Consider the following 26,377-nt stretch of genomic DNA (forward strand, 5'->3'; position numbering starts at 1 on the left):
CGGGCCCGGCGCCTTCCTCGACCGCCGGGCCCGCGCCACGCCCCTCCGCCTCGGCCCTCCGCCGCTGTCCTCCGCCTCAGCCCTGCGGGCGGGGGGTGCCGACCGGCGGTATCGGGTGCGAGGTGCCCGCTCCCGGCTCGGTCCGACGCCGGGCGGCCGAGGGCGGTCGCCGTCGAAGCGTGCTTCGCGACCTCCGCCACGGCCCGCCGCTCCCCTTCACCGACACATCTCCGGATAGCGCGACAGCTCGCGGAGCGCCGAATGCCACAGCGCCGCGACGGCTCCCATGGCCCGATGCCCCCGCGACCACCATGGCGCGCATCTTGGCGTAGCCGGCGAGCGCGAAGCACGCGGCCCCGCCCAGCACGACGAGCGCCTCGCCGCCCGGGCGGGGCCCCGCCCCCTCCCCCCCCCCCCGCCCCCCCGCCACTCCCCTCCGATCAGCCCTGCGGGCGCGGGGTGCCGACCGGCGACGTCGGGGTGCTGTCCACGCCGACCGTCGCGCGCGGGGCCGCCGGGCCCGTGCCCATCTCGCCCGTGCGCTGCGCCGGGGTCTCCAGCTGGTGCTCCATGTTCGCCATCCAGCCGCGCCAGCGGTCCTGGGCCGGCTTGATCAGGCCGCCGCCGAAGCCGACCACGATCACGCCGCCGATCGTCGCCAGGACCGCGATCAGGATCGGGCCCGTGATCGCCGTCGCGATGTTCACCTGGCCGAGGGCCGCGATGATGCCGAACGCCATGATCAGCCAGTACGCCGCCACCGAGAGCGGCCGCGCCGCGCCGCGGCCGGACAGCGCCGACGCGACGACGTCCCGCACCACCTTCGCGATCGCCGCGGCCACCACGACGAGCACCAGCGCCACCACGATCCGCGGCAGGAACGCGATGATGTCGTTGAGCAGCTGGCTCACCGGGTTGGTCGGCCCGAACACGCCGAACGCCAGCTGCAGCGCGATCAGCAGAATGAAGTAGTAGACCAATTTGACGAGGATCCCGGTCGCGTCGATCTTCTGCTGGCCGATCTTTCCGCTCAGCCCGGTCCGCTCGACGAGTTTGCCGAAACCGGCTTTCCCGAGCACGAGCGCCAGCCCTTTCGACACGGCTTTCGCGATCAACCAGCCGATCAGCAGGATGATCAGGAATCCCACGAGTTTCGGGACGAACGTGGCCACCATGGCCCACGCCTGCCCGAGCCCGTCCTTCAGTTGCTCGCCCATACCGACTCCCTCCACGGATTTGCACCGGATCGTCGATCAAGTACCCAGGGGCGGCAACTCGTGCGCCCCACGATCGAGTGAGACGACTGGCGCGGAAAGATCACCCGTGGCCATACTGGTTCTACCGGTGGGGACCGGGGAGACGAGGCCGTCCGGCGCAGCGTAAACCGCAAGCGCCGGGCGGCCTCGAGCATTCTCGGCAGACAAGCTCGGCGGACAGGCACGGTCCGGACGAATCCGGCCCCCGGGGTCGCCGGGGGCCGGATCAGGGAAACGTCAGGCGGCGCGCAGGGCGTCGCGGAGTTTCACTTTCGCGCCGGTCCGCATCACAGCGTTGCGGTAGATCCGGGCGGCGAACCAGATCAGCCCCGGAATCATCAGCACCACCAGCCCCACCGACACCACCGCTTCCCAAACGGGCACCCCGCCCATCGCCAGGCGCATCGGCATCAGCGTCGGCGAGAACACCGGAATCACCGATAGCACTTCGACGAACGTGTTGCCCGGATCCGACGGCAGCACGGAAATGCCGATCACGTACCCGGCGATCACGAACATCAGGGCCGGCATCGTCGCGCCGCCGACGTCTTCCTGGCGCGAAACCAGCGCCCCGAGCGCGGCGAACACGATCGAGTACAGGAAGAACCCGAGCAGGTACCACACGATCAGCCAGACGACCGTGCCCACGGCCGCCGAGATGCTGATCGGGAACGCCTTGGTCGCCAGCACCGTGGCCATTCCGCCGACGCCGATCACGAGCATCTGGATCAGCCCGACCACGCCGATGCCCAGCACCTTCCCGGCCATCAGCTGCCACGGCTTGATCGTCGACAGCAGCAGCTCGACCACCCGGGACGTCTTTTCCTCGACGACACCCTGCGCCACGCTCTGGCCGTTGATCATCAGCGAGAGGTAGATGAGGATCCCCGCCGCGATGCCGAGCCCCAGCTGTGCGCCGTTGTAGTCGTACGGCTCTTCCAGCGGCGGGTCCTCGATGAACTTCGCCGAAGCGACGGCGGCCTGGAACTGCGCCGGGTTCCCGCCCAGCGCGGTGATCTGCCCGTCGATCGCGACCTGGCGGGCCAGCAGCTGCAGGACGTTCGCGAGCTTGCCGTCGAGGTCCTTCTTCACCTGGACGTGCACGCTCTTGCCGTCGCCGGTGAGCAGCGCGTCGAGCGAACCGTCGGCCAGCTTCGCGCGCCCGGCGGCCTCGTCGGCGACCTGGACCGTCTCGATCTTCACGTCGACGGCCTGGCCACCGGCCTTCAGCGGCGCGGCGAGCGGAGCGGACGCCGAGGTGTAGCCGACCGTCGAGTCGGCGCCGTTCCCGCCCGCGAGCAGCTTGATCGCCACGATGCCGACCACGATCAGCAGCAGCATGATCACGGTGCTGACGCGGAAGGCCTTCGACTTCACGCGGGTGCTGATCTCGCGGGAGGCGACCAGGCCCACCGCCGCCGTGGGGCTCATCCGGACGTCCGGAGCCGGGGTACTCATGCGGAAACCTTTTCGGTCGTGACGACGGAACGGAACAGTTCGGTCAGCGACGGCTGCTCACGGGCGAACTCGCGGACCGGCCCGGTGGCCAGCGCCGCCTTGAGCACGGCCTGGTCGTCGGCGCCCTCGCCCAGTTCGAGCTCGGTCACCGAACCCGTCCGGCCGAGCACCTTCACCCCGGGCAGGCCGTCGGCCCACCCGTTCCCGGCCTCGGGAACGTCGACCCGCAGCCGCACCGCGCCGCCGGCCCGCAGCTCGTCGACCGTGCCGACGGCGACCATCTGTCCACTGCGGACGATCCCGACCCGGTCGCACAGCCGTTCCACCAGATCGAGCTGGTGGCTGGAGAACACGACCGGCACCCCCTCGGCCGCCTTCTCCTTGAGCACCTGGCTCATCACGTCGACCGCGACCGGGTCGAGGCCGGAGAACGGCTCGTCGAGCACCAGGATCCGCGGCTCGTGCACCAGCGCCGCGGCCAGCTGGACGCGCTGCTGGTTGCCGAGGGACAGCTTCTGCACCTCGTCGTCGCGGCGGCCGGCGACGCCGAGCCGTTCGGTCCACGCTTCGGCCGACGCCCGCGCGTCGGCCGCGGGCATGCCGTGCAGCCGCGCGAGGTAGGTCAGCTGCTCGGCCACCTTCATCTTGGGGTAGAGCCCGCGTTCTTCGGGCATGTACCCGATGTGACGGCGCGTTTCGTGCGTCACCGGCACGCCGTCGTAGCGGACTTCACCGGCGTCGGCGGACAGCACCCCGAGCGCGATCCGCATGGTCGTGGTCTTCCCGGCGCCGTTGCTGCCGACGAACCCGAACAGTTCGCCCGGCCGGACGTCGAACGTCATTTCCCGCAGGGCGACCACGTCGCCGTAGCGTTTGGACACCCCATCGATCTCCAAACCGGTCATTCCGGTTCCCCCGTTCTGTGTGGCGTCGATCCTAGGCAGTGCGTACACGCCCCGCCTACCCTCGCGCGTTGCCGCGAGGGCCTACCAAAGTTGCGGGCACGTAGGATCGCCTCGCCATGGATGGAACCACCGCCCCGCGCCAGGTGCCGAAGCACCACGGACTGTCCGCGAAGACGCTCCGGCGGCTGGAGCACGCGTCCGGCAGCCTGGCGAGCGCGAGCATCGCGGTGATGGAACGGCGGCTGCCCTGGTTCGCCCGGCTGCCCGCCGACCAGCGCGCGAGCGTCCTGCTGATCACCCAGGCCGGGGCCGCCGGCTTCGTCGACTGGCTGCGGGACGCCAAGGAAGCCCTGAAGCTCACGACCGAGGCGTTCCGCGACGCACCGGCCGAGCTGTCGCGGTGGATCAGCCTGCGCCAGGCGGTCGGCATGGTGCGGCTGGCCATCGAGGTGTTCGAGGAGCAGCTTCCCGATTTCGCCGCGAACGAAGCGGAACGCGCCGCTTTGATCGAAGGAATCCTGCGCTACGGCCGGGAAATCGCCTTCGCGGCGGCGAATTCCTACGCTGCCGCGGCCGAAGCGCGCGGTGCCTGGGACGCGCGGCTGGAGGCGCTGGTCGTCGACGGCATCGTCCGCGGCGACGCCGAGGAGTCGGTGCTCTCGCGGGCCACGGCGCTCGGCTGGGACCCGTCCGCGGCGGCGACCGTCCTGGTCGGCAACCCGCCGTCGGAGGACCCGCCGACGGTGGTGTTCGAGGTCCGCAGCCGTGCGGCCCGCGTCGGGCGTCCGGTGCTGCTGTCGGTGCAGGGGTCCCGGCTGGTGGTCGTGGTCGGCGGCCCGACCGACGGCGGGGTGAAGGAGCGGGAGATCCTGACCCGGATGTCGGTGGCGTTCGCCGAGGGCCCGGTGGTGGCCGGCCCGACCGTGCCGACGCTGGCGGAGGCCCACCACAGCGCGACGGAAGCGTTGTCCGGGCTGCGGGCGGTGGTCGGCTGGCCGGGCGCGCCCCGGCCGGTGCGCTCGGGCGACCTGCTGCCCGAGCGCGCGCTGTCGGGCGACGCGGAGGCCGAGCGGCTGCTGGTGGACACGATCGCCCGCCCGCTCGAGGAAGCCGGCCCGACGCTGCAGCGCACGGTGGAGGCCTACCTGGAGAGCGGCGGCGTGCTGGAGACGTGCGCGAAGACGCTGTTCGTCCACCCGAACACGGTCCGCTACCGGCTGCGGAAGGCCGCGGACCTCACGGGCTGCCAGGCGACCGACCCGCGCGACGCCCTGGTGCTGCGGATCGCCCTGACCGTCGGACGGCTGGCGAGGGCTCGCGGGCTTTGGTGACGCCGCGGATGTCGAGAACGTCGTGCCGGCTCCGTCCCTGGTTTGCGAGCGGCCACCGGGGCCGCGGGACGGAGGAGACACCATGACGATCCAGCGGATGGACAACGTCGGCGTCGTCGTCGAGGACCTCGCGGCGGTGACCGCGTTCTTCGTCGCTCTCGGAATGGAGCTCGAGGGCGAGGCCACGGTCGGCGGACCGGAGGTGGACGTCCTCGTCGGGCTCGAGGGGGTGCGCTGCGACATGGCCGTGGTGCGGACCCCGGACGGCCACGGGCGGCTCGAGCTGATGAAGTTCCACGCGCCGGCGGCCCCCGCCGCCGCCGACCGGGACGCGCCGGTCAACGCGTTCGGTCTCCGCCGCATCATGTTCGCCGTCGAAGACATCGAGGCCGTCCTGGCCCGGGTCCGCCCGCACGGCACCGAGCCCGTGGGCGAACTGGTGCGGTATGAAGACGACTACCGGCTCTGCTACCTCCGCGGCCCCGAGGGCATCATCGTCGCGCTGGCCGAGAAGCTCCGCTGAACCCCCTCCCTCGCGAAAGGACACACCATGGCCGTCGCCGACGACCTCGACCGCGCCACCGACTCGCAGTGGGACTGGGTCGCCGAGCAGACCCGGACGTACCTCGACTCGGGCGGCACCGTCGGCCACGAGTCGAACGGCCTGCACACCCTCATCCTCGCCACGACCGGCCGCCGGACCGGCCTGCCCCGGCGCACCTGCCTGATCTACGGCACCTCGGGGGACGACTTCGTCGTCGTCGCGTCCAAGGCCGGTGCCGACGACGACCCGGCGTGGTTCAAGAACCTCGTGGCGGAGCCGAGCGTCGGGGTCCAGGCCGGCACCCGCCGGTGCACCGCCCGCGCCCGGGTCGCGACCCCGGCCGAGCGCGCGCACCTCTGGCCGCGGATGGCGGCCCTCTTCCCGCTCTACGAGGAGTACGCGCAGAAGACCGATCGGGAGATCCCGGTCGTCCTGCTCACCCCGCGGGACTGACCCTTCCGGAGACGGCCGTCACGTGATGGACTTAACAGCGAAAGGTGATTGAACCCGACAAGGCTTCCGGGTTACGCGCGAGCTTCTGCGGCGCATCTTTGGAGGGTTCCGACAAAGACGCCGCGCAGACACTGTGAGCGTCGGCATCCCGGAAAACACCCTCCGCCGTGTTGTCTAGAAGGGTGACAGCAGCAGTCCTCGCTCCCGGCCAGGGGTCCCAGGCCCCCGGCATGTTCACGCCCTGGCTCGACCTCGACGGGGCGCGCGAGCGCGTCGCCCAGTGGTCCGAGCGCGCCGGGCTCGACCTGCTCCGCCTCGGCACCGAGGCGGACGCCGACGAGATCCAGGACACCGCGATCGCCCAGCCGCTGATCGTCGCGCTGTCGCTGCTCACCTTCGAGCACCTCCAGGCCACCGCGCCGGTCGCCGCGGACGCGCCGGTCGCCGGCCACTCCGTCGGCGAGCTCGCGGCCGCCGCGATCGCCGGGGTGCTGAAGCCGGAAGACGCCGTCGCGCTCGCCGCCGTCCGCGGCGCCGAAATGGCGAAGGCGTGCGCGCTGGAACCGACGTCGATGGCCGCGGTCATGCTCGGGGACCCCGAGCAGGTCGTCGCGTGGCTCGAAGAGCAGGGCCTGACCGCGGCGAACCGCAACGGCGCGGGGCAGATCGTCGCCTCCGGTGCCGCCGACACGATCGCGAAGATCGTCGACGAGCCCCTCGAAGGCACGAAGATCCGCGCCCTCAAGGTCGCCGGCGCCTTCCACACCCGGTACATGGCGCCCGCCGAAGAGGCGATGCGCGCCCACGCCGCCGAGCTGACCCCGGCCGACCCGGTCCGCCCGCTGCTGTCCAACGCGGACGGTACCGTGGTCACCAGTGGGGCCGAGTACCTCGCGCGGCTGGTCTCCCAGGTCACCCGCCCGGTTCGCTGGGACCTGACGATGGACGGCCTGGTCTCCCTCGGCGTCACCCGCACGATCGAACTCGCGCCCGCGGGCACCCTGACCGGCCTGGTCAAGCGGCAGCTCAAGGGCGTCGTCACCACTATCACCGCGCTGAAGACGCCGGCCGAGCTGGCGGCGCTGCGCCAGGAGGACGCCTCGTGACCGACCGACCCACCCTGAGCCTCAACCCCGGCTCCCGCGGCAGCCGGGTGCTGGGCGTCGGCAGCTACCAGCCCGCGAAGATCGTCACCAACGACGACCTGTCGCAGGTCATGGAAACCAACGACGAGTGGATCCAGACCCGGGTCGGGATCGTCGAGCGCCGGTTCGCCGAGAAGGACGAGCTGCTCACCGACATGGCCGTCGCCGCCGGCACCGCCGCGCTGGCCGACGCTCGCGTCGACCCGTCCGAAGTGGACACGGTGATCCTGCCGAACTGCACCATGCCGACGCTGATCCCGAACGCCGCCGCACAGGTCGCCGCCCGGATCGGCATCCCCGGCCCCGGCGCGTTCGACCTCAACGCCGCGTGCGCCGGGTTCTGCTACGGCCTCGGCGTCGCCTCCGACCTGATCCGGGCCGGCTCGGCGAAGAAGGTCCTGGTCATCGGCGCGGAGAAGCTCACCGACTCGGTCGACCCGGCCGACCGGGCCAACGCGATCATCTTCGCCGACGGTGCCGGCGCCGCGGTCGTCGGCGCGTCCGACGAGCCGCTCATCGGCCCGGTGACCTGGGGCAGCGCGGGCGACCTGGTCGACCTGATCTACATGCGCGACGAGAAGTACATCTACCAGGAGGGCCAGTCGGTCTTCCGGTGGGCGACCACGAAGATCGCGCCGATCGCGATGGAGGCGCTGGAGGCCGCCGGGCTCAAGCCGTCCGATGTGGACGTGCTGATCCCGCACCAGGCGAACCTGCGCATCGTCGAGGCGATCGCGAAGAAGCTGCGGGCCAACGGCGCCCGGGAAGACATGGTCGTCGCCGACGACATCAAGTACTCCGGCAACACCTCGTCGGCGTCCATCCCCCTCGCGCTGGACCACATGCGCAAGGCCGGGACGGCGAAGTCCGGCGACGTGGTGCTGGCGGTCGGGTTCGGCGCGGGCCTGTCCTACGCCGGGCAGGCGTTCATCTGCCCCTGATCACCGTTACGCTCCCCGCGGGCATTCGCCCGAGGGAAACAGACCCCCAGTAAGACCGAGAAGGGAACACCCCCATGGCTGACAACGCTGAGATCCTCGCCGGCCTCGCCGAGATCGTCGAAGAGGTCGCCGGTGTGGCTCAGGACGACGTCACCGCCGAGAAGTCTTTCGTGGACGACCTGGACATCGACTCGCTGTCGATGGTCGAGATCGCCGTGCAGGCCGAGGACAAGTTCGGCGTCAAGATCCCGGACGACGAGCTCGCCAACCTCAAGACCGTGGGCGACGCCGTGAACTACGTGTCGGCCAACTCCAAGTAAAGTCTTTCCCCTCCTTGAGGAGACTCCCATGAGCAACATCGACGTCGTGATCACCGGTCTCGGCGCCACCACACCGCTCGGCGGGGACGTGACGTCCACCTGGGACGGTCTGCTGGCGGGACGGAGCGGGATCCGGGCGATCGAGGCCGACTGGGTCGAGGAGCTGCAGCTGCCCGTCAAGATCGGCGGCATGCTGGCCGTCGATCCCTCGGAGGTCCTGCCGCGGGTGCAGGCCCGCCGGCTGGACCGCTGCGAGCAGGTCGCGCTGATCGCCGCCCGCCAGGCGTGGGCCGACGCCGGGTACACCGAGCCGACCGACGAGCACACCGACGTCGACCCCGACCGCCTCGGCGTGTCGATCGGCACCGGCGTCGGCGGCCCGGTCACCCTGCTCACCCAGAACGACCTGTTGCACCAGCAGGGTCTCCGCAAGGTGTCGCCGCTGACCGTGCCGATGCTGATGCCGAACGGCCCGGCCGCGCACGTGGGCATCGACCTCAAGGCGCGGGCCGGGGTGCACTCCCCGGCCTCGGCCTGCGCCTCGGGTGCCGAGGGCATCGCCAGCGGGGTGGAGATGATCCGCTCCGGGCGCGCCGACGTCGTGGTCGCGGGGGGCGCCGAAGCGTGCATCCACCCGATCACGCTGGCCGGGTTCGCCCAGGCCCGCACGGTCTCCACGCGCAACGACGACCCGGCGGCCGCGTCGCGGCCGTTCGACGCCAACCGCGACGGCTTCGTCCTCGGCGAGGGCGCCGGCGTGGTCATCCTGGAGCGCGCCGACCAGGCCAAGGCCCGCGGGGCGCGCGTCTACGCGACGATCGCGGGGCACGGCATCACCTCGGACGCCTACCACATCACCGGCAACCACCCCGAGGGCATCGGCCAGATCGCCGCGATGCGCGCGGCGATGAAGATGGCCGGGGTCACCGCGGCGGACGTCGGGCACGTGAACGCGCACGCGACGTCCACTGTGGTCGGTGACATCGGCGAGGCGGCGGCGATCCGCAAGGCGGTCGGCGACCACGCGATCGTGACGGCGCCGAAGGGCTCGCTCGGCCACCTCGTCGGCGGGGCCGGCGCGGTCGAGGGGATCATCACGATCCTGTCGCTCTACCACGGTCTCGTGCCGGCCACCCTGAACCTGACGGACCTGGACCCGCGGGTGCAGCTCGACGTGGTCGCGGGCGAGCCGCGCAAGGTCGAGCTGACCGCGGCGATCAGCAACTCGTTCGGGTTCGGCGGGCACAACACCGCACTGCTGTTCACGGTCTGATTTCTCCGGAACTCCGGAACGAAAGCGGGGCCCGGCTTCGGCCGGGCCCCGCTTTCGTTTTCAGCACTTTTCGTGTTCGGGCGGCGGTCCGCCGTCGATGGCGGCGGCGATCTTCAGGGCCTTGTTTTCGAGCACCATCGGCAGGACGAGCCGCCACTTGATGCACGGCTCGCGGAAGAACAGCGGGGCGTCCTCGATCGCCTGCCGGCTGGTGAACCCGACCAGGACGCGCAGCGAGTTCCCGGACGAGCGCTCGATCCGGTAGACGAGGGCGTCGCTGTCCTTTGTGGTGCGCACCCCCCGCCTCCAGTCGGTCTGCGTCTGGGAGGCGGCCCGCTCGTCGGTGACCACCTCGGTCCACAGCGGGTACTGCCTGGTGTTGATGGCCGTGAAGTACTTCTCCAGCACCCGGCGGACGGTATCGGCCTGCGGGTGCCGCTTGGCGTCGTCGGTCATCCGGACGCCGTCGTCCACCGCGGCCGGCGCGCCGATGCTGGACGACGACGGCGTCGACATCGCGACGGAGGCGTCGTCGGCGGGCTGGTCGGGACGGCGGTAGATTTCGCGCGCGAGCAAGCCGCCACCGACGGTCACGGACAGCACCACGACCACGACGGGCACCAGCCAGCGCTGGCGAGAGCTGGGGGCGGGGGTGGTCACGCGGAAAGCGTACCGGCCCCCGTCCCGGAGCTCAGCCGACCTGGTGCAGCCAGGTCACCGGCGCGCCGTCACCGGCGTGGCGGAAGGGCTCGAGCGCCTCGTCCCAGCTCGCGGCCAGGAGTTCGTCCAGCTTGTGCGCGAGGGACTCCCCGCCGCGGGTCATCGCGACGAGTGCGCGCAGCTGGTCCTCGCCCACCACGATGTCGCCGTTGGCGCTGGTCCGTCCGTGCCACAGGCCGAGGCCGGGCGCGAAGCAGAACCGTTCGCCGTCGACGCCCGCGCTGGGCTCTTCGGTCACCTCGAACCGAATCATCGGCCACGCCTTGAGGGCGGACGCCAGTCTGGCGCCGGTGCCCGCGGGCGCGCGCCATCCGCATTCGGCGCGAAGCTGACCCGGACTGGCCGGCTGCGCCGTCCACTTCAGGTCAACGCGGGCACCCAGGGTGCCCGAAATGGCCCACTCGACGTGCGGACACACCGCAGACGGCGACGAGTGGACGTACACCACACCTCGGGTGCTGCCACGGGTGCTCACTGCTACCTCCGCTTGTTGCTCGACGAGGGACGTCTTCCCCTACGCCCTACTCCGAGCTGCAGCGTGGCCTCAGTGCGGCTCCCGAATGCCGCCTCCGATGCGTTGTAGCACATTCTGCACCCCAACCGTGCCGTTTGGCCACACGAACACCACAAGTCACCCGCCACACACTTTCGGAGGGCAAGCGGCCGCGGCGCGCCCGTGTCGCGCGGATCCTTGCGCTGGGCGCGCTAGCGTGTTGACCCGGAACGACGAGCGGGGAGGGACAGCGGTGCGACTGGTGCGCCTGGAGCGGCAGCAGTCCCGGGTGGCGGACGACATCCGGGCCGCACTGGCGTCCCTGGGCCGCGGCAGCACCGTGATCGGCGGGATCGCGCTGGTGGGCGTGGGCGGGGTGACGGACCGCCCGATCGAGGCGGTGGTCCTGCTTCCCCACGGCGTGATCATCGTGATCGGCGTGGACCTCCCGGACCCGGCCCTGCGCCTGGAGGCCCCGCTGGGCGGCCCGTGGAAGGCGGACGGCTGGCCCCTGGTCGCGGACGACGATTCGGTGAACCCGGCCACGGAAGCGCTGGACATCTCGCAAGCTTGCGAACGGCAAATTGCCGCGCTGGTCCCGGGAACGGCCCCGGTGGGCACGATCATCGCGGTGGGGCCCTACGTGGAGACGGTCGACCAGCCGGCGGCCGACCTGGCCGGCCCGGTCCGGGTACTGCACCCGACCCCGACGACGATGCTGGCGGCCACGGTATCCCTGGCCACGGCGCACCGGCCGCGATCGGTGGACCAGGTGCGGGCGCTGATCAGGGGACTGGCGCCAGCGGCACCGGAGTTCACGGACGAGGTCCTGCTGGCCGAGGGCTTCAGCCGCCTGACGGACGACGCACCCCCGGAGTCCCTTTGGGACGATGCCCCGCAGCCGCCGGCTTCTCTCGCAGCGCCGGCAGGGGTGGGAACCACCGACTGGCGGACCAAGACGCCGGTCGAAGCCGCACCGGAGCCCGCTGCGGCTTCGGAGGCTGGAGTTCCTGCGGTGTCAGAGATTTCGGAGGCCGAAGTTCCTGCGGCCGCGGAAGTAGCCGAGGCTGTCTCGCCGCCTGCCCAGGCGGAGTCGGGCCCTGCGGATCCCTCGGCGCGACCGGTGTTCCCCGGGACCAGTTCCCCGCCCGCCGAGGCGGAAGCTACCGAGGTTCCTTCGCCGCCTGCCCAGGCGGAGTCGGGCCCTGCGGATCCCTCGGCGCGACCGGTGTTCCCCGGGACCAGTTCCCCACCCGCCGAAGCCAACTCGTCGGATGGTTCCGAACCGGTCGAATCCTCCGCTGCCGAGTCCGAGCGGACCGAAAACCTCCGCCTTCCCGCGCCGAGCAGCAAGCAAACCGCGGCACTCGACCCCTCCGCCGCAGCCGGGCAGGCCCCCGAGCAGCCGGCCCCGCCGCCCACAAACACCGAGCAGGCCAGCACCCGATCCGCCGCGCCCGAGCACCCCACCGAGACCGGGCAAGCACCCGAATCCCCCGCACCGCAGCCCGCAAGCACCGAGCAGGGCACCCCGCAACCCACCCCACCCGAGCCTCCCCAGGGCGGCCCTTCCGCTCCTCTGCCCGCGGCCTCCCCGCAGCCCTTCCCCCGCCCGCGGCCGAAACCCGAGCCCGCCGCCACTCCTCGCACCGGCCGATGGCTCCCCCTCGGAGCCATCGGTGCCCTCGTCCTCCTGGTCGTCGCCGCCGTCGCCGTGGCCACCACCGGTGATGACACCGCCGCCGCTCCGGCGCCGCCGCCGGCCACCTCGAAATCACAGCCGCCGCCCACCACTCCGGTGCGGAGCCTCCAGTTCGCCCTTCGCGCCGCCGGCGGTGATCAGCGGTGTGCCTCCCACGCCTTCGGGGATGCCCAAGCCAGCCTGCAGCAGACCAGCTGCTCCGGCGTCAAACGCGCCAGCTACGCCGCGGCCGTCGACGGCCGCGGCGGGGCCGTCACCGTCGGGGTCGTCGAATTCCCCGATGCCGCGCAAGCCGCCGCCTTCAAGGCCGTGGCCGACACCCCGGGCGGGGGCGGGGTCCTCGACCTCGCCACCGAGACCGGCCAGTGGGGTGCCACCCCCGTCCCGCGGTTCGAGAACGCCGCCTACGCCAGCAAGCTCGACGGCTCGTCCGTCCGGATCGTGCAGGCCGTCTGGGCGCCGGGACCGTCCACTCCGGACGATCCCGGCCTGGTCAGGGCGGCCGAGGCCGCCCTCGAACTGCCCGCCCAGTAGCCCTCAGAGCCCGTACGCCTCCAGCAGCCGCAGCCACACCTCGCTGATCGTCGGGAACGACGGCACCGCGTGCCACAGCCGGTCCAGGGGCACCTCGCCGACGATCGCGATCGTCGCCGAATGCAGCAGCTCCGAGACGTCCTGGCCGACGAACGTCACGCCCAAAAGCACGTTCCGCTCCGTGTCGACGACCATCCGGGCCTTGCCCGTGTACCCGTCCGCGTGCAGGGACGAACCCGCCACCGCGATGTCGATGTCGACGACGCGGTCCGCCGAGCCCGGTCGCGCGTCCGCCAGGCCGACGGCCGCCACCTCCGGGTCGGTGAACACCACCTGCGGCACCGCGTGGTGGTCGGCCGTCGCGGTGAACCGGCTCCACGGCGAAGCCGACACCGGTGTGCCCGCGGCCAGCGCCGCCACCGTGTCCCCCGCCGCGCGGGCGCCGTACTTGCCCTGGTGGGTCAGCGGCGCCCGGCCGGTGACGTCGCCGGCCGCGTACAGCCAGTCACCGTCCACTGCGGACACCCGGCCGGTGTCGCCGGTCTCCAGCGGGTGCCCGGGCTCGACACCGAGCCGCTCCAAGCCGAGCCCGGCGGTCGCGGGACGGCGTCCCGTGGCCACCAGGAACTCGTCGACGACCAGCGTCGAGCCGTCCTTCAGCGTCAGCTCGGTCCCGGCGTTGCCCCCGGCGACCTTCGAAACACCCGAGTCCGTGTGCACCTCGACGCCGGCTTCGCGCAGCCCCGCCAGCACGAGGTCACCGGCGAACCCGGCGTTGCGCGGCAGCGGCCGCGGGCCGGAGATCACCAGGTGGACCTCCGACCCCAGCGACGCGAACGCCTGCGCCATCTCGACGCCGACCACACCGCCGCCGAGGACGCCGAGCCGGGGCGGCACGGAAGACGCCGACGTCGCTTCGCGCGAACCCCACGGCCGGATCGTGTCGAGCCCGGGGATCGACGGCGTGCTGGGCACGCTGCCGGTGCAGACGATCACCGCGTGCCGGGCGGTCAGCACGCGGTCACCGCCGACGGTCACTTCCCGCTCCCCGGTGATTTCCCCGTGCCCGCGAACCGGCTCGATGCCCGCGCCGCGGGCCCAGTCGACCTGTCCCGAGTCGTCGCCCTTGCCGGTGAACCAGTCACGGCGCGCGAACACCGCCGCCGGGTCGATCCGGTCGCCGACCGGCACGCCGGGCACGCGCTTCGCGGCGGCGAGGAGATTTCCCGGCCGCAGCAACGCCTTGCTCGGGATGCAGGCCCAGTAGGAGCACTCGCCGCCGAAACGTTCGTGCTCGACGAGGGCGACTTTCAGGCCTCCGCGAGCCGCCCGTTCGGCGGCCACCTCCCCCACCGGTCCCGCACCGATCACCACTACGTCAAAAGTCTCTGCAGCCATGGCTTCAGCGCACACCACCACGCGGGATCACGCAAGCCAGCGGCTATCCTCCGTCGGGAAGCTGCAAGTTTCGGCGGCACCGGGTGCCGTCGGACCTGGTGCTCGCGAACACATCACACGTTCGAGCACGGGAGGTTTGTCGTGGCCAGGAACACGGCTGTGCGGGTGCTGGATGATCTGACCGGTGCGCCCGCGGCGGAGACCGTCGGCTTCGGCCTGGACGGCATCGACTACGACATCGACCTCTCCGTCGCCAACGCCGAGGCGTTGCGCGGGCTCCTGCAGCGGTACGCCGACGCCGGCCGCCGCACCGGTGGCCGCAAGAACCGGCCGCGGCTCGTCGCCGGCGTGCAGAAGACCTCACCGAAGCCGGTTGCCGAGAAGGCCGCCGCCACGCCCGGGAGAACGAAGGCCGCGCCCGCCACGAAGGCCGCGCCCGCCAAGGTTGCGCCCACCGAAGCCACGTCGGCCAAGGCTGCCCCCGGCAAGGTGGCATCCGCCAAGACGAAGGCCACCACGGCGAAGGCCGAACCCGCGAAGACCACCCGCGCCAGCAAGGCCGCGGAGCCCGCGCTCGCCACGCGGGCCGCCGCGCGCAAGGTGCCGACCGTCATGTTCTCGGCGGCCGAGTAAGTCCACAGTAGACGGCTCAGGCCGCGCGCTGGGCGCCGTCGGCGTGCCAGGCCGGGTAGTGGTAGCGGGTGTGCAGCAAGGCCCGCTGCCGCGCCAGCTCGGCCGCCGACGGCGGGCGGGGCACGAACGTCCCGAGCAGCTGCGACGCCGCCGCCCGCACCGCCGCCTCGACCGCCGGGAACCCGGGCCGCAAGCCGTGCTCGGCCAGCGACGCCACCGGGCTGCGGTGCGAGTCGAGCGGCCGCGGGTCTGGCGGCGCGCTCGTGAGGTAGCGGCCGACGAGACCCGCGGCCGTCTCGACCAGCAGCGTCGAGTGGGCCAGCAGGCCGGTCTTGGTGCGGAACACGGCGAACCCGCACAGCTTCGCGTCGCCGACGAACAGCCCGCGGTCGCCGATCCGCGGCACCAGCCCGAGCTGGTCGACGGCGGCGCTCATCACCTGGCCCAGCGCCTCCAGGGGCCGGTCCGCCGGGCCGGGCAGGACCAGCGTCACGTTCAGGTTGCCGGGGTCGTGGAACACAGTGCCGCCGCCGCTGGCGCGCCGCAGCACCGGGACGCCGTCGCGGGCGCACTCGTCGGCCCGCACTTCGCGCGCAATCCGCTGCCCGCGCCCCACCACGACGCAAACCGGGTTGCGCCAGAGCCACAGCACCGGTGACTCGGGCGCAACCCGGAGGAGTGCTTCGTCGAAAGCGAGGTTCTCGGCCGGATCCGTGAACGCGGCACGGACGTCCGACCCGGTCGTCATAGCGCTTTGAGTTCCTCCACGATCTCGCCCACCGACGACTTGGCGTCCCCGAAGAGCATGCTGGTCTTCGGATCGTAGAACAGGTCGTTGTCGATTCCGGCGAACCCCGAGCTCATCCCGCGTTTCAAGACGATCACGGACCGGCTCTCGTTGACCTTGAGGATCGGCATCCCGTAGATCGGCGAGCTGGGGTCGGTCTGCGCGGCCGGGTTCGTGACGTCGTTCGCGCCGATCACCAGCGCGACGTCGGTCTGGGCGAACTCGGAGTTGATCTCGTCCATCTCCTTGAGCTGCTCGTACGGCACGTCGGCCTCGGCGAGCAGCACGTTCATGTGCCCGGGCATCCGGCCGGCCACCGGGTGGATCGCGTACGCGACCGTGATGCCCTTCTTCTCCAGCAGCTTCGCCATCTCGCGGACGGTGTGCTGCGCCTGCGCCACGGCCATGCCGTAGCCGGGCACCACGACGACCTTGCTGGCGTACGCCATCTGGATCGCGGTGTCGGCCGCGCTCGTCGAACGCACCGGGCGGGCTTCCTTCGTCCCGGTGCCGGCCGCGACCGCCGGGCCGCCGCCGAAGCCGCCCGCGACGATCGCCGGGATGGACCGGTTCATCGCCTTGGCCATGAGGTTGGTCAGGATCGAACCGGACGCGCCGACGATCATGCCGGCCACGATCAGCGCCGTGTTGTCCAGCGCCAGGCCCATCGCCGCGGCCGAGAGCCCGGTGAAGGCGTTGAGCAGCGAGATCACCACCGGCATGTCCGCGCCGCCGATCGGCAGCACCACGGTGAGGCCGAGGATGCCCGCCGCGACGAGCAGCCCGACGATGAGCAGCCAGGAGTCACCACCGGCGACGATGGCCACCGCGCAGGCGAGCGCGATCAGCAGGAGCAGCGCGTTGACCGGCTGTTGCAGCTTGCCCATGGTGATCGGGCGGCCGCTGATCAGCTCCTGCAGCTTGCCGAACGCGACGTTCGAGCCCCAGAAGGAGATCGACCCGATGATCGCGGCGAACAGGGACGCGATCGCGATGTACGCCGGCTCGTGCGCGTACCCGTCGGTCGAGTTGAACTCCACCCAGGCGATGAGCGCGACCGCGCCGCCGCCGACGCCGTTGAACAGCGCCACCATCTGCGGCATCGCGGTCATCTTGACCTTGCGCGCGGACGGCACGCCGACCACCGCGCCGATCGCGACGCCGAGGACGATGAGCAGCCAGTTGCCCATGCCCGGGGTGAGCAGGGTGGCGATCACCGCGATGCCCATGCCGGCCGCGGCGATCCAGTTGCCGCGGACCGCCGTGCGCGGCCCGGTCAGGCCCATCAGGCCGTAGATGAAGAGGGCGAACGCGATGATGTAGAGGATCGCGACGAAGTCGGTCACTTGTCCTCCTCCTCACCGGGCACGGGCTTCTTGCCCTTGAACATCGACAGCATCCGGTCGGTGACCAGGAACCCGCCGACGACGTTGATGGTGCCGAAGGCGATGGCGATCACCAGCAGGATCTTGTTGAACACACCGTCGACGCCGAGGCCGAGCACGACCAGGCCGCCCAGCAGCACGATGCCGTGGATGGCGTTGGTGCCGGACATCAGCGGCGTGTGCAGGGTGTTGGGCACCTTCGAAATGACGGCGAAGCCGACGAACCCGGCGAGCACCAGCACCGCCAGGTTCTGCACCAAAGGACTCACGACGCGCTCCCTTCGCGCCCGGCCACGCAGGCACCGGCGACGATCTCGTCCTCGAAGTCCAGCTTCAGCTCGCCTTCCTTCGTCACGAGCAGCTCCAGCAGCTCGGTGACGTTGCGGGCGTACAGCTCGCTGGCGTGCGAAGGCATTTCGGCGGGCAGGTTCAGCGGGGCGGAGATGGTGACGTCGTGCTCCACGACGTCCTCGCCCGGCTTGGTCAGCTCGCAGTTGCCGCCGGTCTCGCCCGCGAGGTCGACCACGACCGACCCCGCAGGCATGCCCTTGACGGCGTCCGCGGTGACCAGCGTCGGCGCCTTGCGGCCCGGCACCAGCGCTGTGGTGATCACGACGTCGAACTTCGTGATGGCCTCGGTGAGCCGCCGCTGCTGCTCCTCGCGCTCCTCGGCCGTCAGCTCGCGGGCGTACCCGCCTTCGCCGACCGCCTCGATGCCGAGGTCGAGGAACTGCGCACCGAGCGACTTGACCTGTTCGGCGACCTCGGGCCGCACGTCGTAGCCGGTGGTCTGCGCGCCGAGCCGTTTCGCCGTGGCCAGCGCCTGCAGCCCGGCGACGCCGGCGCCGAGCACCAGCACCTTGGCCGGCGGGACGGTGCCCGCCGCGGTGGTGAGCATCGGGAAGAACCGCGGGAGCTTCTGCGCGGCGAGCAGCACCGCGCGGTAGCCGCCGATGCTGGCCTGCGACGACAGCGCGTCCATCGCCTGCGCCCGGGAAATCCGCGGGACCGCCTCCATCGCGAAGGCGCGTAACCCCGCTTCTTCGAGCTTCGCGAGCCCGTCCGGGTTGCCGCGCGGATCGAGGAAACCGACGAGCACGGCACCCCGGCTCAGTTTCCCGACTTCCGCGGGCGAAGGCGGGTTGACCTTCACGACGATCGGCGCGCCCCAGGCGTCGCCGAGTTCGGCGCCCGCCTGGGTGTACGCGTCGTCACTCAGGTGCGCACCGGATCCGGCACCCGGCTCGACGACGACGCGCAGCCCTCGCTGCACGAGCCGCCCGACGAGCTTGGGCACCATGGCCACCCGCCGCTCCCCGGGGCGTGATTCGGCCACCACACCCACGGTGAGCTGCTGACTCTGTTCGCTGTCCGTCACACGACCTCCTCATCGGCGAGGCACGATCCGAGGGTTGTACCACGCCGGACCGACAGTCCCCAGTGACGTGGGTCGCAAGTCTCGCGGTTGTGCCAGAAGATACGAGCGGCCGGGAGGAAACGCTCAGCTGCTTTTCCAGTGCGGGACGCCGAGCAGGACCAGGCGCAGCCGTTTTTCCGCCGTTCCGGTGATTTTCGCGTCTTCACCTGGGCGGGCTTCCAGCAGTTCGACAATGGTCGTCAGCATCACGGAAACGATCAAGTCGGCCAGCATGTGGAGGTCTTCGGTGCTCCACTCGCGCAGCTTCGGGAACCGGGCGAGGTCGATCGCGAGGTCGCCGGAGAACAGGCGCAGTTCGACGCCGATCGCCTCGGCGAGCGAGCCGCCGGCGTACCGCTCGCGGGTGAGGAACCGGAAATGGTCCTCGTTCGCCCGGACGAATTGGTGCAGCGTCGTCACCGACGCGCTGATCATCCCCTGGTAGGTGTCCGGATCCGTGCGCGCGGAGCGGATCATGCCGCGCAGCGTGCGCGTCGCCTCTTCGACGAGCGCGACACCGAGGTCCTCCATCGAGGCGAAGTGCCGGTAGAAGGCCGTCGGGACGATACCGGCGCCCTTCGCGACCTCGCGGAGGGACAGCGTCGCGAACGGCCTGTCGGCCAGCAGCTCGAGGGCGGTGTCCAGCAGTGCCTGCCGGGTGCGCAATTTGCGCTCTTGGCGGCTCACCGGGGTCAGGGGTTCGGACACGGGTTCCAGCGTACGGATGTCCACCGCGTTGCTCACGTCACATCCTCGGGGTCTCGCGTTGACAGGGCGTCCACTCCTGCAGTGCACTGTTGAGTGTACAGCCGTTCACTGTAACCGAGGAGGTTCGGAGATGACGGCGCTCATCCCCCGGCGGGTGCGCGGCCTCGCCTCGCTGGCCGAGGCGCTGCTGACGCCGCACGGGATGGACCGGTACCTGGAGCTCGTCGACCCGATGCTGGTCCGCCGCGAGATCCGCGGCCTGGTCACGGCGGTGCGCAAGCAGACGCCCGACACCGTCACGCTCACCGTGCGGCCCAGCCGCGCGTGGCCGGGTTTCACCGCCGGCCAGTACGTCCGCCTCCAGGTGGAGATCGACGGCGTCCGGCGCACGCGCTGCTATTCGCCGTGCGGTTCGCAGTACGACGGCGAGCTGGAGTTCACGGTCAAGGAACAGGGCCTGGTCTCCGGGCACCTGAGCCGTTCGATCGGCGTCGGCTCGGTCGTCAACCTGTCCACTCCGGACGGTGTCTTCACGTTGCCCGCCGAGCGGCCGGACCGCGTCCTGCTGATCGCGGGCGGCAGCGGCATCACGCCGGTGCTCGCGATGGCGCGCACCCTCGTCGACGAGGGCCACGCCGGCGAGATCGTGTTCGTGCAGTACTCGAACGGCCCGGCCGACGCGCTGTACCGCACCGAACTGGCCGAGCTCGCCGCCCGGCACCCCGGGCTGCGGGTCGTGCACGCCTACACCCATTCGAAGGGTGGCGACCTCAACGGGTTCTTCTCGCCGGAGCACCTGGCGCGGGTCGCCCCGTGGTTCCGCGACGCGGAGGCGTTCGTCTGCGGCCCGAAGCCACTGATGGACGCCGTGCGCGAGGAGCTCGGTGAACGCGTGCACACCGAAGAGTTCACGCCGCCGGCGTTGACCTTCGACACGGAGAACGCCGAGGGCCAGGTGCGCTTCAAGCGCAGCGGCCGCGAGTGCGCGAACTCGGGGAAGCCGTTGCTGGAGCAGGCCGAAGAGGCCGGGCTCTCGCCGGAGCACGGCTGCCGGATGGGCATCTGCTTCTCCTGCACCCAGCTCAAGACCGCCGGACGCGTCCGCAACGCCAAGACGGGCGAGATCTCCGGCGAAGAAGACGAAGAAATCCAGCTCTGCATCTCCGTCCCCGTCGGGGACGTCGAGATCGACGCGTGAGGAGACTGCCATGACCGGTCTGCAGGACCGCCTGACCCCGGAACAGGTCGAGGAGTTCGGCCGCGAGCTCGACGCGCTGCGGCAGCGGATCGTCGACGACCTGGGCCAGGAGGACGTCGACTACATCCACGACATCATCAAGAAGCAGCGCGGCCTGGAGGTCGCCGGGCGGGCGCTGCTGTTCGCCGGGTTCTTCCCGCCGGCGTGGCTCGCCGGTGTCGGCGCGCTGTCGCTGGCCAAGATCCTCGACAACATGGAGATCGGCCACAACGTCATGCACGGCCAGTACGACTGGACGCGCGACCCGGCGCTGAGCTCGCAGCGGTTCGAGTGGGACACCGTGGCGCCGGCGGAGAACTGGCGGCACTCGCACAACTACATCCACCACACGTACACGAACATCGTCGACAAGGACCGCGACGTCGGCTACGGGATCCTGCGGATGGACACCGCCCAGAAGTGGCACCCGTACTACCTGGGCAACCCGGTGTACGCGACGCTGCTGGCGATCTTCTTCCAGTGGGGCGTGATGCTGCACGACCTCGAGGTCGAGAACGTCGTCAAGGGCGAGCGGTCCTGGGCCGACAACGTGCCGGTGCTGCGGCGCATCCTGCGGAAGGCGTCGCGGCAGGTCGGCAAGGACTACGTCCTGTTCCCGCTGCTGACCGGCCCGCTGGCGCCGCTGACGTTCCTCGGCAACGCGACGGCGAACCTGACCCGCAACCTCTGGGCGTTCGCGATCATCTTCTGCGGCCACTTCCCGGCGGACGTCGAGAGCTTCACCGAAGAGGAGACGTCCGAAGAGTCGCGCGGCCAGTGGTACCTGCGCCAGATCCTGGGCTCGGCCAACATCAGCGGCGGCCCGCTGTTCCACGTCCTGAGCGGCAACCTGTCGCACCAGATCGAGCACCACCTGTTCCCCGACATCCCGGCGCGCCGGTACCCGCAGATCGCCGGCGAGGTGCGCGCGATCTGCGAGAAGTACGGGTTGCCGTACCACACGGGCCCGCTGCGCAAGCAGCTCTGGTCGGTGGCGAAGAAGATCGTGAAGCTGGCTCTCCCGCAGAGTGCGCCGGCGCCGACTACCGTGGAACCCGACCGGCAGCTCCGAGCAGCGTGAGGGTGACATGGTGGGTCAGTTCGAACGAGAGAAGGACACCCTGCAGGTGATCACCGAATCAGCGGCGACGCACGTCGGCAACATCGCAAGCATCATCACGGGCGCGATCCGCGACATCGCCCGGGAGACGGGCGACTGGCTCACCGACGTCATCGAGATGCGGGAAGCCGCGCAGCGGGCCCAGGAGGACGACCCGGAGACGCCCTGACGCCTGACCCCGAGTGCCGCGAATGACTCATTCGAGACCTCCCAGGTCCCCAATGAGTCATTCGCGACCTCATGTCTCCCGGCCGGCACGGAATTGTCGGTGTCGGCCGGTAATGTGGAAACGGGGGGCGCGCCCGCGCGGGCAACGCACCGAACGCCGCATCGGGGGCGTTGCCGGGGACGACACTCCCGGGGTCTCCCAGAGCCGAAGCCGGGGGAAAACCGGATGGGCAACGCCCCGGGCCCGGGCAACACTGAATCCGTGACCGCCCTCGACCCACCCCACCCCCTGCGCCGCGTCTTCGGCCCCCTCGTCACGCGGGACTTCCGGGCCGAGTACCTCTGGCTGTGGCTCGCCGCCCCGCTCACCGTCTTCTCGTTGCTCAGCTTCCTCGTCCTCCTCGCGCTCGGCCTCTGGCTCACGCCGGTGCTGCTCGGCTTCCTCGTCCTCGCCGGAGCTGTCTCCTACGCCCGCGGCCTCGGCGCCGCCCATCGAGGCCTGGCGAAACACCTGCTCGGCGTCAGCGCCCCCGCCCCGCGGCGGCCCGAGCTCAAGCCCGGGCTGTGGAGCTGGGTCAAAGCGCGCGTCGGCGATCCCGCGGGCTGGCGGGCCGCCGGTTACCTGCTCCTGCGCCTGCCGCTGACGCTCGCCGGACTCTTCACAGTCTTCACCGCGACCCTCTACAGCTTCGCCGCCACCACCTACTCCTTCTTCTGGTTCCCGCTCGGCGAACGGCAGCTGCCCGTCTTCGACATCCGCGCCGACAGCTGGGCCGGCGCGCTCGCCTGGTCGGCGTCCGGGCTGCTCGTGCTGGTCGCACTGCCGCGGGTGACGCACGCCTTCGTCGCCCTCGACCGGCTGCTGGTCGTCGGGCTGCTCGGCGAGCGTGTGCTGTCCGAACGGGTGCGCGACCTCGAAGCGAGCCGTGCGACGGCGGTCGAGGACGCCGCCCTGCGGCTGCGGCGCATCGAACGCGACCTCCACGACGGCGCGCAGGCCCAGCTCGTCGCGCTGGCCATGAAGCTCGGCCTGGCCAAGGACGAACTGGCGGACGCCGATCTCCCGCAGGTCGAAGAGCTGGTCACCGCCGCGCACGCCAACGCCAAGCAGGCGCTGACCGAGCTGCGCGACCTCGCCCGCGGTATCCACCCGGCGGCCTTGGACGCCGGCCTCGACGTCGCTCTCGCCACGCTCGTCGCGACGTCCGGGATCGACGCGCGGGTGATGGCGGACCTGCCGCGCCGGCCACCGCCGTCACTGGAGACGATCATCTACTTCAGCGCCGCCGAGCTGCTGACCAACGCCGCGAAACACGGCGGGATGACGCTGGTCGAAGTCACCGAGGAGCGGGACGTCCTGCGCCTGCGTGTCCGCGACAACGGCCCCGGCGGCGCCCGGATCGTGCCGGGCGGCGGGCTGGCCGGCGTCGCCGAACGGCTGCGGACGGTCGACGGCGAACTGACCGTCACCAGCCCGCCGGGCGGTCCGACCGAAGTGTCCGCGCGGGTGCCGCTGTCCCGCTAGGGTCGCGGCATGCGGATCGTCATCGCGGAGGACTCCACCATCCTGCGCCACGGCCTCGTCGAGCTGCTCACCTTCCGCGGTCACGAAGTCGTCGCCGCGGTGAAGGACGCCGAAGCGCTGCGCGAAGCGGTCAGCACCCACGCACCCGAGGTGTCCATTGTGGACATCAGGATGCCGCCGACGCACACCGACGAAGGGCTGCGGGCGGCGATCGCGCTGCGCCGCGAGCTCCCGGGCTGCGCGATCCTGCTGTTTTCCCAGTACGTCGAGACGAGGTACGCGGCCGAGCTGCTGGCCGACCGCGCGGGCGGCGTCGGCTACCTGCTCAAAGACCGCGTGGCCGAGGTCTCGGACTTCCTCGACGCGCTGCGCCGGGTGGCAGACGGCGAAACGGTCCTCGACCCCGAAGTCGTCAGCCAGCTGTTCTCGGCGACGCGCCGGACGGACGCGCTGAGCGGGCTCACCCCTCGGGAGCGCGAAGTGCTGGGCCTGATGGCGGAGGGCCGGTCGAACTCCGCGATCGCGGCGGAGCTGTTCCTTTCGCCCGGCTCGGTCGAGAAGTACGTGACGTCGATCTTCGGCAAGCTCGGCCTGCCACCGTCCGAAGGGGACAATCGCCGGGTGCTGGCGGTGCTGCGCTACCTGGATTCCTGAGCGAGCAGCCCGTCGACGAAAGCGCGTAGCCCGGCCCGGTAGGTGTCGCGCGCGGCCAGCTCCGGCCAGCGGTCGCCGACGGCGGCGAGGTTCGGGAAGCGGGCACCGTCGAGCGCGGCGAACACCCGGTCGCGGTAGCGGGGCCGGTCCTCGGCCGCGCGCCGCGCGGCGCGCGCACGGACCAGGATTTCGCCGATCGTGTAGTACCAGACGTTCCGGTAGAGCTCGACGGCCCGCTCGGGCGGGCACCCGCAGCCCAGCGCGCCGCCGACGATCGCCTCGACCATCCACAGCGCCGACTCGCCGAGGAAGTCGTCGGCCGTGAGCACCTCCGCGAGCTCGGGCCGGGCGGCGAGCGCGTCGTGCATCAGGATCGCCGCGGCGACGATGCGCTCCCGCGGATCATCCGGCAGCCCGGGCCGCGGCAGTTGCCCGGCGTAGTGCTCGAGCAGCTGGACCAGCAGGTCGTCCTTGTCGCGCACGTGGTGGTACAGCGTCGTCGCGCCGACGCCGAGCTCCGCGGCGAGCCGGCGGATCGTGAGCTTCTCCCGGCCGTCCCGGTCGAGGATCGCCCGCGCGGCTTCGAGGATCTGCTCGCGGGACGTCGAGGGCGGCCGCCCGATGCGGCCGGAGGGGCGTGGCACGCCCCCATCATGCCCGCAAGCCGTTCGACAGCGCCCGTCGACCGGTGCTACTTTCGGAACATGTTCGAAAACTATGACCTGTTCAGTACCGTGCTTCAGCTGCGACCTGGGAGTGTGGCCGCGCCAGGGGGCACCGGCGGCGAGAGCCTGTGGACCCTCAGCGCGTTCCACGCCGCCGACGACCGCGCCGTGCACTCGCACGTCTGGGAGCGCCACCCCGGCGGCCACGAAGTCCTCGTCGTCCTGTCCGGATCGCTGCGCGTCCACCTCCGCGACGAAGGCGTGGTGACCAAGGTGACGGCCGGGCGGGCGGTCGTCGTCCCGCCCGGCCGCTGGCACCGGCTGAGCGTCGACGAGCCCGGCGACCTGCTGTCGATCACGCCCCGCACCGGCACCGAGCACGAGAAGGCCGGGTCATGAGCCGGCCGGTCCTCGTGGTCTGCCTGGCCGTGTTCGGCCTGATGGCGGGTCAGCAGCTGCTCAACCCGATCCTGCCGCCGCTGGCCCGCGAGTTCGGGTTCAGCGAGTTCGCACTGGGTGCCGTGTGGGCCGTCGGCGGCGCGGGAGTCGTGCTGGCCAGCCCGTTCTGGGGCCGCCGGACCGCGCAGTGGGGACACCGGCCGGTGCTGCTGTTCTCCCTGCTCGGTGCCATGGCGAGCCTGCTCGGGTTCGCCGTCGTCGCCCAGCTCGGCCTGGCGAAAGCCCTCGCCGTGCCGGTGCTGTTCACCGCCGTTCTGCTCACCCGCGGCGTCCTGTTCGGCCTCGCCTGGGCCGCGACGCCGGTGACCGCGCAGTCCTACATCGCCGACGTCACCGACGGGCCCGCCGAGCGGGTGCGGGGCATGGCCGCCTTCGGTGCGGCCCAAGGCCTCGCGCTCGCCGCCGGCCCCGCGCTGGGCGGCGTGCTGAGCCTCACCGGCAATCTGCTCGTCCCGGTCTACGCCGCCCCGGTCGTCCTGGCCGCGATCGCCGTGGTGATCACGTTCGCGCTGCCGAAACCGCCGAAGCGCGAGACCCGGCCGGTGACGGTGAAGGTCAGCCCGTTCGACCGGCGCCTGTGGCCGTTCCTGACCATCGGCTTCGGCCTGTACCTCGCGCTCGCGATCGTCCTGATGACCGTCGGCTTCCTGGTGCAGGACCGGCTGCACCTGAGCACGCAGGACACCGGCCGCGTCACCGGCCTGGTCATGCTGGCCGGCGCCGGGATGATCATCCTCGTCCAGGTGGCCGCCGTCCCGCGGCTGGGCTGGCCGCCGCTGCGGCTCGTCCGGGTGGGCGCGGTCGTCATGACCGGCGGGATGCTCGTGGTGGCCGTCGGCTCCGGCGGGCTCCTGCTCGGCGCCGGGGTGGCCGCGCTCGGCGCCGGGATGGGGTTCGCGACGCCGGGGTTCATGTCCGCGCCGACCCTGCTCGCCACCCGGGAGGAGCAGGGCGCCGTCGCCGGGCTCACCGGGTCCGCGAGCGCGCTGGCGTTCATGGGCGGGCCGCTGCTGGGGACGGGCCTGTACGAGATCGCTCCCGCCGTCCCCTACTTCGCCGGCGCGGTGCTCCTCGCGGCGTTGACGGTGTTCGCGTTCACGATGACCGGCGAACCCGCGAAGGAGCCCGTGGCTCCTTAGGCTGGAC

Annotated in this window: 28 protein-coding genes; 16 read left to right on the forward strand and 12 right to left on the reverse strand. The window is 71.5% G+C overall.

Going from position 1 to position 26,377, the window contains the following annotated elements; translation table 11 throughout:
• Positions 1–440: 440 nt before the first annotated feature.
• The 3 genes from AB0F52_RS39525 to AB0F52_RS39535 form a co-directional block, all read right to left on the reverse strand.
• Positions 441–1,217, reverse strand: a complete 777-nt coding sequence (locus tag AB0F52_RS39525) for a hypothetical protein (RefSeq protein ID WP_360182345.1) — start codon at positions 1,215–1,217, stop codon at positions 441–443.
• A 276-nt stretch (positions 1,218–1,493) separates the two neighbouring features.
• Entirely contained in the window at positions 1,494–2,714 is a 1,221-nt protein-coding gene (locus AB0F52_RS39530; RefSeq protein ID WP_360182348.1) for an ABC transporter permease, read from the reverse strand.
• Positions 2,711–3,619 carry an ATP-binding cassette domain-containing protein gene (locus AB0F52_RS39535; RefSeq protein ID WP_360182351.1) on the reverse strand — a complete coding sequence of 303 codons (909 nt, stop codon included), beginning with the start codon at positions 3,617–3,619 and terminating at the stop codon, positions 2,711–2,713. The genes AB0F52_RS39530 and AB0F52_RS39535 overlap by 4 nt, the downstream gene beginning before the upstream one ends.
• A gap of 116 nt (positions 3,620–3,735) precedes the next feature.
• Here AB0F52_RS39535 and AB0F52_RS39540 point away from each other — a divergent pair, with 116 nt between their 5' ends.
• The 7 genes from AB0F52_RS39540 (at position 3,736) to AB0F52_RS39570 (ending at position 9,626) form a co-directional block, all read left to right on the forward strand.
• Positions 3,736–4,950 (forward strand): helix-turn-helix domain-containing protein, encoded by a 1,215-nt coding sequence (locus AB0F52_RS39540; protein ID WP_103342993.1) that lies wholly within the window; start codon positions 3,736–3,738, stop codon positions 4,948–4,950.
• A gap of 82 nt (positions 4,951–5,032) precedes the next feature.
• Complete coding sequence (locus AB0F52_RS39545) at positions 5,033–5,473, forward strand: VOC family protein (RefSeq protein ID WP_360182354.1); 441 nt, start codon at positions 5,033–5,035, stop codon at positions 5,471–5,473.
• Between the two features lie 27 nt (positions 5,474–5,500).
• Positions 5,501–5,947 (forward strand): nitroreductase family deazaflavin-dependent oxidoreductase, encoded by a 447-nt coding sequence (locus AB0F52_RS39550; RefSeq protein ID WP_360182357.1) that lies wholly within the window; start codon positions 5,501–5,503, stop codon positions 5,945–5,947.
• A gap of 182 nt (positions 5,948–6,129) precedes the next feature.
• Positions 6,130–7,053 carry an ACP S-malonyltransferase gene (locus AB0F52_RS39555; protein ID WP_360182360.1) on the forward strand — a complete coding sequence of 308 codons (924 nt, stop codon included), beginning with the start codon at positions 6,130–6,132 and terminating at the stop codon, positions 7,051–7,053.
• Positions 7,050–8,033: a beta-ketoacyl-ACP synthase III gene (locus AB0F52_RS39560; protein WP_103342997.1), complete on the forward strand. Its 984-nt coding sequence runs from the start codon at positions 7,050–7,052 to the stop codon at positions 8,031–8,033. The genes AB0F52_RS39555 and AB0F52_RS39560 overlap by 4 nt, the downstream gene beginning before the upstream one ends.
• Positions 8,034–8,107: 74 nt before the next feature.
• Entirely contained in the window at positions 8,108–8,353 is a 246-nt protein-coding gene (locus AB0F52_RS39565; protein ID WP_004559006.1) for an acyl carrier protein, read from the forward strand.
• A 28-nt stretch (positions 8,354–8,381) separates the two neighbouring features.
• Positions 8,382–9,626: a beta-ketoacyl-[acyl-carrier-protein] synthase family protein gene (locus tag AB0F52_RS39570; protein WP_360182363.1), complete on the forward strand. Its 1,245-nt coding sequence runs from the start codon at positions 8,382–8,384 to the stop codon at positions 9,624–9,626.
• A 60-nt stretch (positions 9,627–9,686) separates the two neighbouring features.
• On the opposite strand, the gene AB0F52_RS39575 is transcribed toward AB0F52_RS39570, so the two are convergent.
• Positions 9,687–10,286, reverse strand: a complete 600-nt coding sequence (locus tag AB0F52_RS39575; RefSeq protein ID WP_360182366.1) for a hypothetical protein — start codon at positions 10,284–10,286, stop codon at positions 9,687–9,689.
• Positions 10,287–10,317: 31 nt separating this feature from the next.
• Complete coding sequence (locus AB0F52_RS39580; protein WP_103343000.1) at positions 10,318–10,821, reverse strand: DUF3145 domain-containing protein; 504 nt, start codon at positions 10,819–10,821, stop codon at positions 10,318–10,320.
• Positions 10,822–11,092: 271 nt separating this feature from the next.
• Here AB0F52_RS39580 and AB0F52_RS39585 point away from each other — a divergent pair, with 271 nt between their 5' ends.
• Entirely contained in the window at positions 11,093–13,075 is a 1,983-nt protein-coding gene (locus AB0F52_RS39585; protein WP_360182369.1) for a hypothetical protein, read from the forward strand.
• 3 nt (positions 13,076–13,078) lie between these two features.
• On the opposite strand, the gene AB0F52_RS39590 is transcribed toward AB0F52_RS39585, so the two are convergent.
• Entirely contained in the window at positions 13,079–14,473 is a 1,395-nt protein-coding gene (locus tag AB0F52_RS39590) for an NAD(P)/FAD-dependent oxidoreductase (RefSeq protein WP_360182372.1), read from the reverse strand.
• Between the two features lie 141 nt (positions 14,474–14,614).
• Between AB0F52_RS39590 and AB0F52_RS39595 the strand changes: the two genes are divergently transcribed.
• Positions 14,615–15,106 (forward strand): histone-like nucleoid-structuring protein Lsr2, encoded by a 492-nt coding sequence (locus AB0F52_RS39595; protein WP_360182375.1) that lies wholly within the window; start codon positions 14,615–14,617, stop codon positions 15,104–15,106.
• A 16-nt stretch (positions 15,107–15,122) separates the two neighbouring features.
• On the opposite strand, the gene AB0F52_RS39600 is transcribed toward AB0F52_RS39595, so the two are convergent.
• The 5 genes from AB0F52_RS39600 to AB0F52_RS39620 all read right to left on the reverse strand — a co-directional run bounded on the left by AB0F52_RS39600 (position 15,123) and on the right by AB0F52_RS39620 (position 19,439).
• Complete coding sequence (locus tag AB0F52_RS39600) at positions 15,123–15,854, reverse strand: lipoate--protein ligase family protein (protein ID WP_103343004.1); 732 nt, start codon at positions 15,852–15,854, stop codon at positions 15,123–15,125.
• Positions 15,851–17,239: an NAD(P)(+) transhydrogenase (Re/Si-specific) subunit beta gene (locus AB0F52_RS39605; protein ID WP_360182378.1), complete on the reverse strand. Its 1,389-nt coding sequence runs from the start codon at positions 17,237–17,239 to the stop codon at positions 15,851–15,853. The genes AB0F52_RS39600 and AB0F52_RS39605 overlap by 4 nt, the downstream gene beginning before the upstream one ends.
• Positions 17,236–17,538: an NAD(P) transhydrogenase subunit alpha gene (locus AB0F52_RS39610; protein WP_360182706.1), complete on the reverse strand. Its 303-nt coding sequence runs from the start codon at positions 17,536–17,538 to the stop codon at positions 17,236–17,238. Before AB0F52_RS39610 ends, AB0F52_RS39605 begins: the two co-directional genes overlap by 4 nt.
• A 5-nt stretch (positions 17,539–17,543) precedes the next feature.
• Positions 17,544–18,656 carry a Re/Si-specific NAD(P)(+) transhydrogenase subunit alpha gene (locus AB0F52_RS39615; RefSeq protein WP_360182381.1) on the reverse strand — a complete coding sequence of 371 codons (1,113 nt, stop codon included), beginning with the start codon at positions 18,654–18,656 and terminating at the stop codon, positions 17,544–17,546.
• A 123-nt stretch (positions 18,657–18,779) separates the two neighbouring features.
• Positions 18,780–19,439, reverse strand: a complete 660-nt coding sequence (locus AB0F52_RS39620) for a TetR family transcriptional regulator (protein ID WP_360182384.1) — start codon at positions 19,437–19,439, stop codon at positions 18,780–18,782.
• A gap of 94 nt (positions 19,440–19,533) precedes the next feature.
• Between AB0F52_RS39620 and AB0F52_RS39625 the strand changes: the two genes are divergently transcribed.
• From AB0F52_RS39625 to AB0F52_RS39645, 5 genes are all read left to right on the forward strand, one after another.
• Entirely contained in the window at positions 19,534–20,601 is a 1,068-nt protein-coding gene (locus AB0F52_RS39625; protein ID WP_360182387.1) for an FAD-binding oxidoreductase, read from the forward strand.
• A 10-nt stretch (positions 20,602–20,611) separates the two neighbouring features.
• A complete protein-coding gene (locus AB0F52_RS39630) occupies positions 20,612–21,721 on the forward strand; it encodes an acyl-CoA desaturase (RefSeq protein WP_360182390.1) in 1,110 nt (369 codons plus the stop codon).
• A gap of 7 nt (positions 21,722–21,728) precedes the next feature.
• The gene (locus tag AB0F52_RS39635; RefSeq protein ID WP_360182393.1) at positions 21,729–21,929 is read left to right on the forward strand and encodes a hypothetical protein; all 201 of its coding nucleotides are present in this window, start codon (positions 21,729–21,731) and stop codon (positions 21,927–21,929) included.
• A 261-nt stretch (positions 21,930–22,190) separates the two neighbouring features.
• Positions 22,191–23,453: a sensor domain-containing protein gene (locus AB0F52_RS39640; protein WP_360182396.1), complete on the forward strand. Its 1,263-nt coding sequence runs from the start codon at positions 22,191–22,193 to the stop codon at positions 23,451–23,453.
• Between the two features lie 9 nt (positions 23,454–23,462).
• A complete protein-coding gene (locus AB0F52_RS39645; protein ID WP_103343012.1) occupies positions 23,463–24,107 on the forward strand; it encodes a response regulator transcription factor in 645 nt (214 codons plus the stop codon).
• Here AB0F52_RS39645 and AB0F52_RS39650 read toward each other — a convergent pair.
• Entirely contained in the window at positions 24,092–24,751 is a 660-nt protein-coding gene (locus AB0F52_RS39650) for a TetR/AcrR family transcriptional regulator (protein ID WP_360182401.1), read from the reverse strand. The two genes, AB0F52_RS39645 and AB0F52_RS39650, sit on opposite strands and share 16 nt — an antisense overlap.
• A gap of 60 nt (positions 24,752–24,811) precedes the next feature.
• On the opposite strand from AB0F52_RS39650, the gene AB0F52_RS39655 reads away from it, so the two are divergent.
• Positions 24,812–25,171: a cupin domain-containing protein gene (locus AB0F52_RS39655; RefSeq protein ID WP_360182404.1), complete on the forward strand. Its 360-nt coding sequence runs from the start codon at positions 24,812–24,814 to the stop codon at positions 25,169–25,171.
• Positions 25,168–26,370, forward strand: a complete 1,203-nt coding sequence (locus AB0F52_RS39660) for an MFS transporter (RefSeq protein WP_360182407.1) — start codon at positions 25,168–25,170, stop codon at positions 26,368–26,370. Before AB0F52_RS39655 ends, AB0F52_RS39660 begins: the two co-directional genes overlap by 4 nt.
• Positions 26,371–26,377: the final 7 nt, after the last annotated feature.

The sequence above is a fragment of the Amycolatopsis sp. NPDC024027 genome, from assembly GCF_040638975.1.
GTDB lineage: Bacteria > Actinomycetota > Actinomycetes > Mycobacteriales > Pseudonocardiaceae > Amycolatopsis.

Excerpts from the sequence above, each read along its gene's own strand:
- AB0F52_RS39525 (WP_360182345.1), bottom strand. The coding sequence starts at position 1,217 with ATGGGCGAGCAACTGAAGGACGGGCTCGGGCAGGCGTGGGCCATGGTG.
- AB0F52_RS39530 (WP_360182348.1), bottom strand. The coding sequence starts at position 2,714 with ATGAGTACCCCGGCTCCGGACGTCCGGATGAGCCCCACGGCGGCGGTG.
- AB0F52_RS39535 (WP_360182351.1), bottom strand. The coding sequence starts at position 3,619 with ATGACCGGTTTGGAGATCGATGGGGTGTCCAAACGCTACGGCGACGTG.
- AB0F52_RS39540 (WP_103342993.1), top strand. The coding sequence starts at position 3,736 with ATGGATGGAACCACCGCCCCGCGCCAGGTGCCGAAGCACCACGGACTG.
- AB0F52_RS39545 (WP_360182354.1), top strand. The coding sequence starts at position 5,033 with ATGACGATCCAGCGGATGGACAACGTCGGCGTCGTCGTCGAGGACCTC.
- AB0F52_RS39550 (WP_360182357.1), top strand. The coding sequence starts at position 5,501 with ATGGCCGTCGCCGACGACCTCGACCGCGCCACCGACTCGCAGTGGGAC.
- AB0F52_RS39565 (WP_004559006.1), top strand. The coding sequence starts at position 8,108 with ATGGCTGACAACGCTGAGATCCTCGCCGGCCTCGCCGAGATCGTCGAA.
- AB0F52_RS39570 (WP_360182363.1), top strand. The coding sequence starts at position 8,382 with ATGAGCAACATCGACGTCGTGATCACCGGTCTCGGCGCCACCACACCG.
- AB0F52_RS39590 (WP_360182372.1), bottom strand. The coding sequence starts at position 14,473 with ATGGCTGCAGAGACTTTTGACGTAGTGGTGATCGGTGCGGGACCGGTG.
- AB0F52_RS39600 (WP_103343004.1), bottom strand. The coding sequence starts at position 15,854 with ATGACGACCGGGTCGGACGTCCGTGCCGCGTTCACGGATCCGGCCGAG.
- AB0F52_RS39625 (WP_360182387.1), top strand. The coding sequence starts at position 19,534 with ATGACGGCGCTCATCCCCCGGCGGGTGCGCGGCCTCGCCTCGCTGGCC.
- AB0F52_RS39630 (WP_360182390.1), top strand. The coding sequence starts at position 20,612 with ATGACCGGTCTGCAGGACCGCCTGACCCCGGAACAGGTCGAGGAGTTC.
- AB0F52_RS39635 (WP_360182393.1), top strand. The coding sequence starts at position 21,729 with ATGGTGGGTCAGTTCGAACGAGAGAAGGACACCCTGCAGGTGATCACC.
- AB0F52_RS39645 (WP_103343012.1), top strand. The coding sequence starts at position 23,463 with ATGCGGATCGTCATCGCGGAGGACTCCACCATCCTGCGCCACGGCCTC.
- AB0F52_RS39655 (WP_360182404.1), top strand. The coding sequence starts at position 24,812 with ATGTTCGAAAACTATGACCTGTTCAGTACCGTGCTTCAGCTGCGACCT.
- AB0F52_RS39660 (WP_360182407.1), top strand. The coding sequence starts at position 25,168 with ATGAGCCGGCCGGTCCTCGTGGTCTGCCTGGCCGTGTTCGGCCTGATG.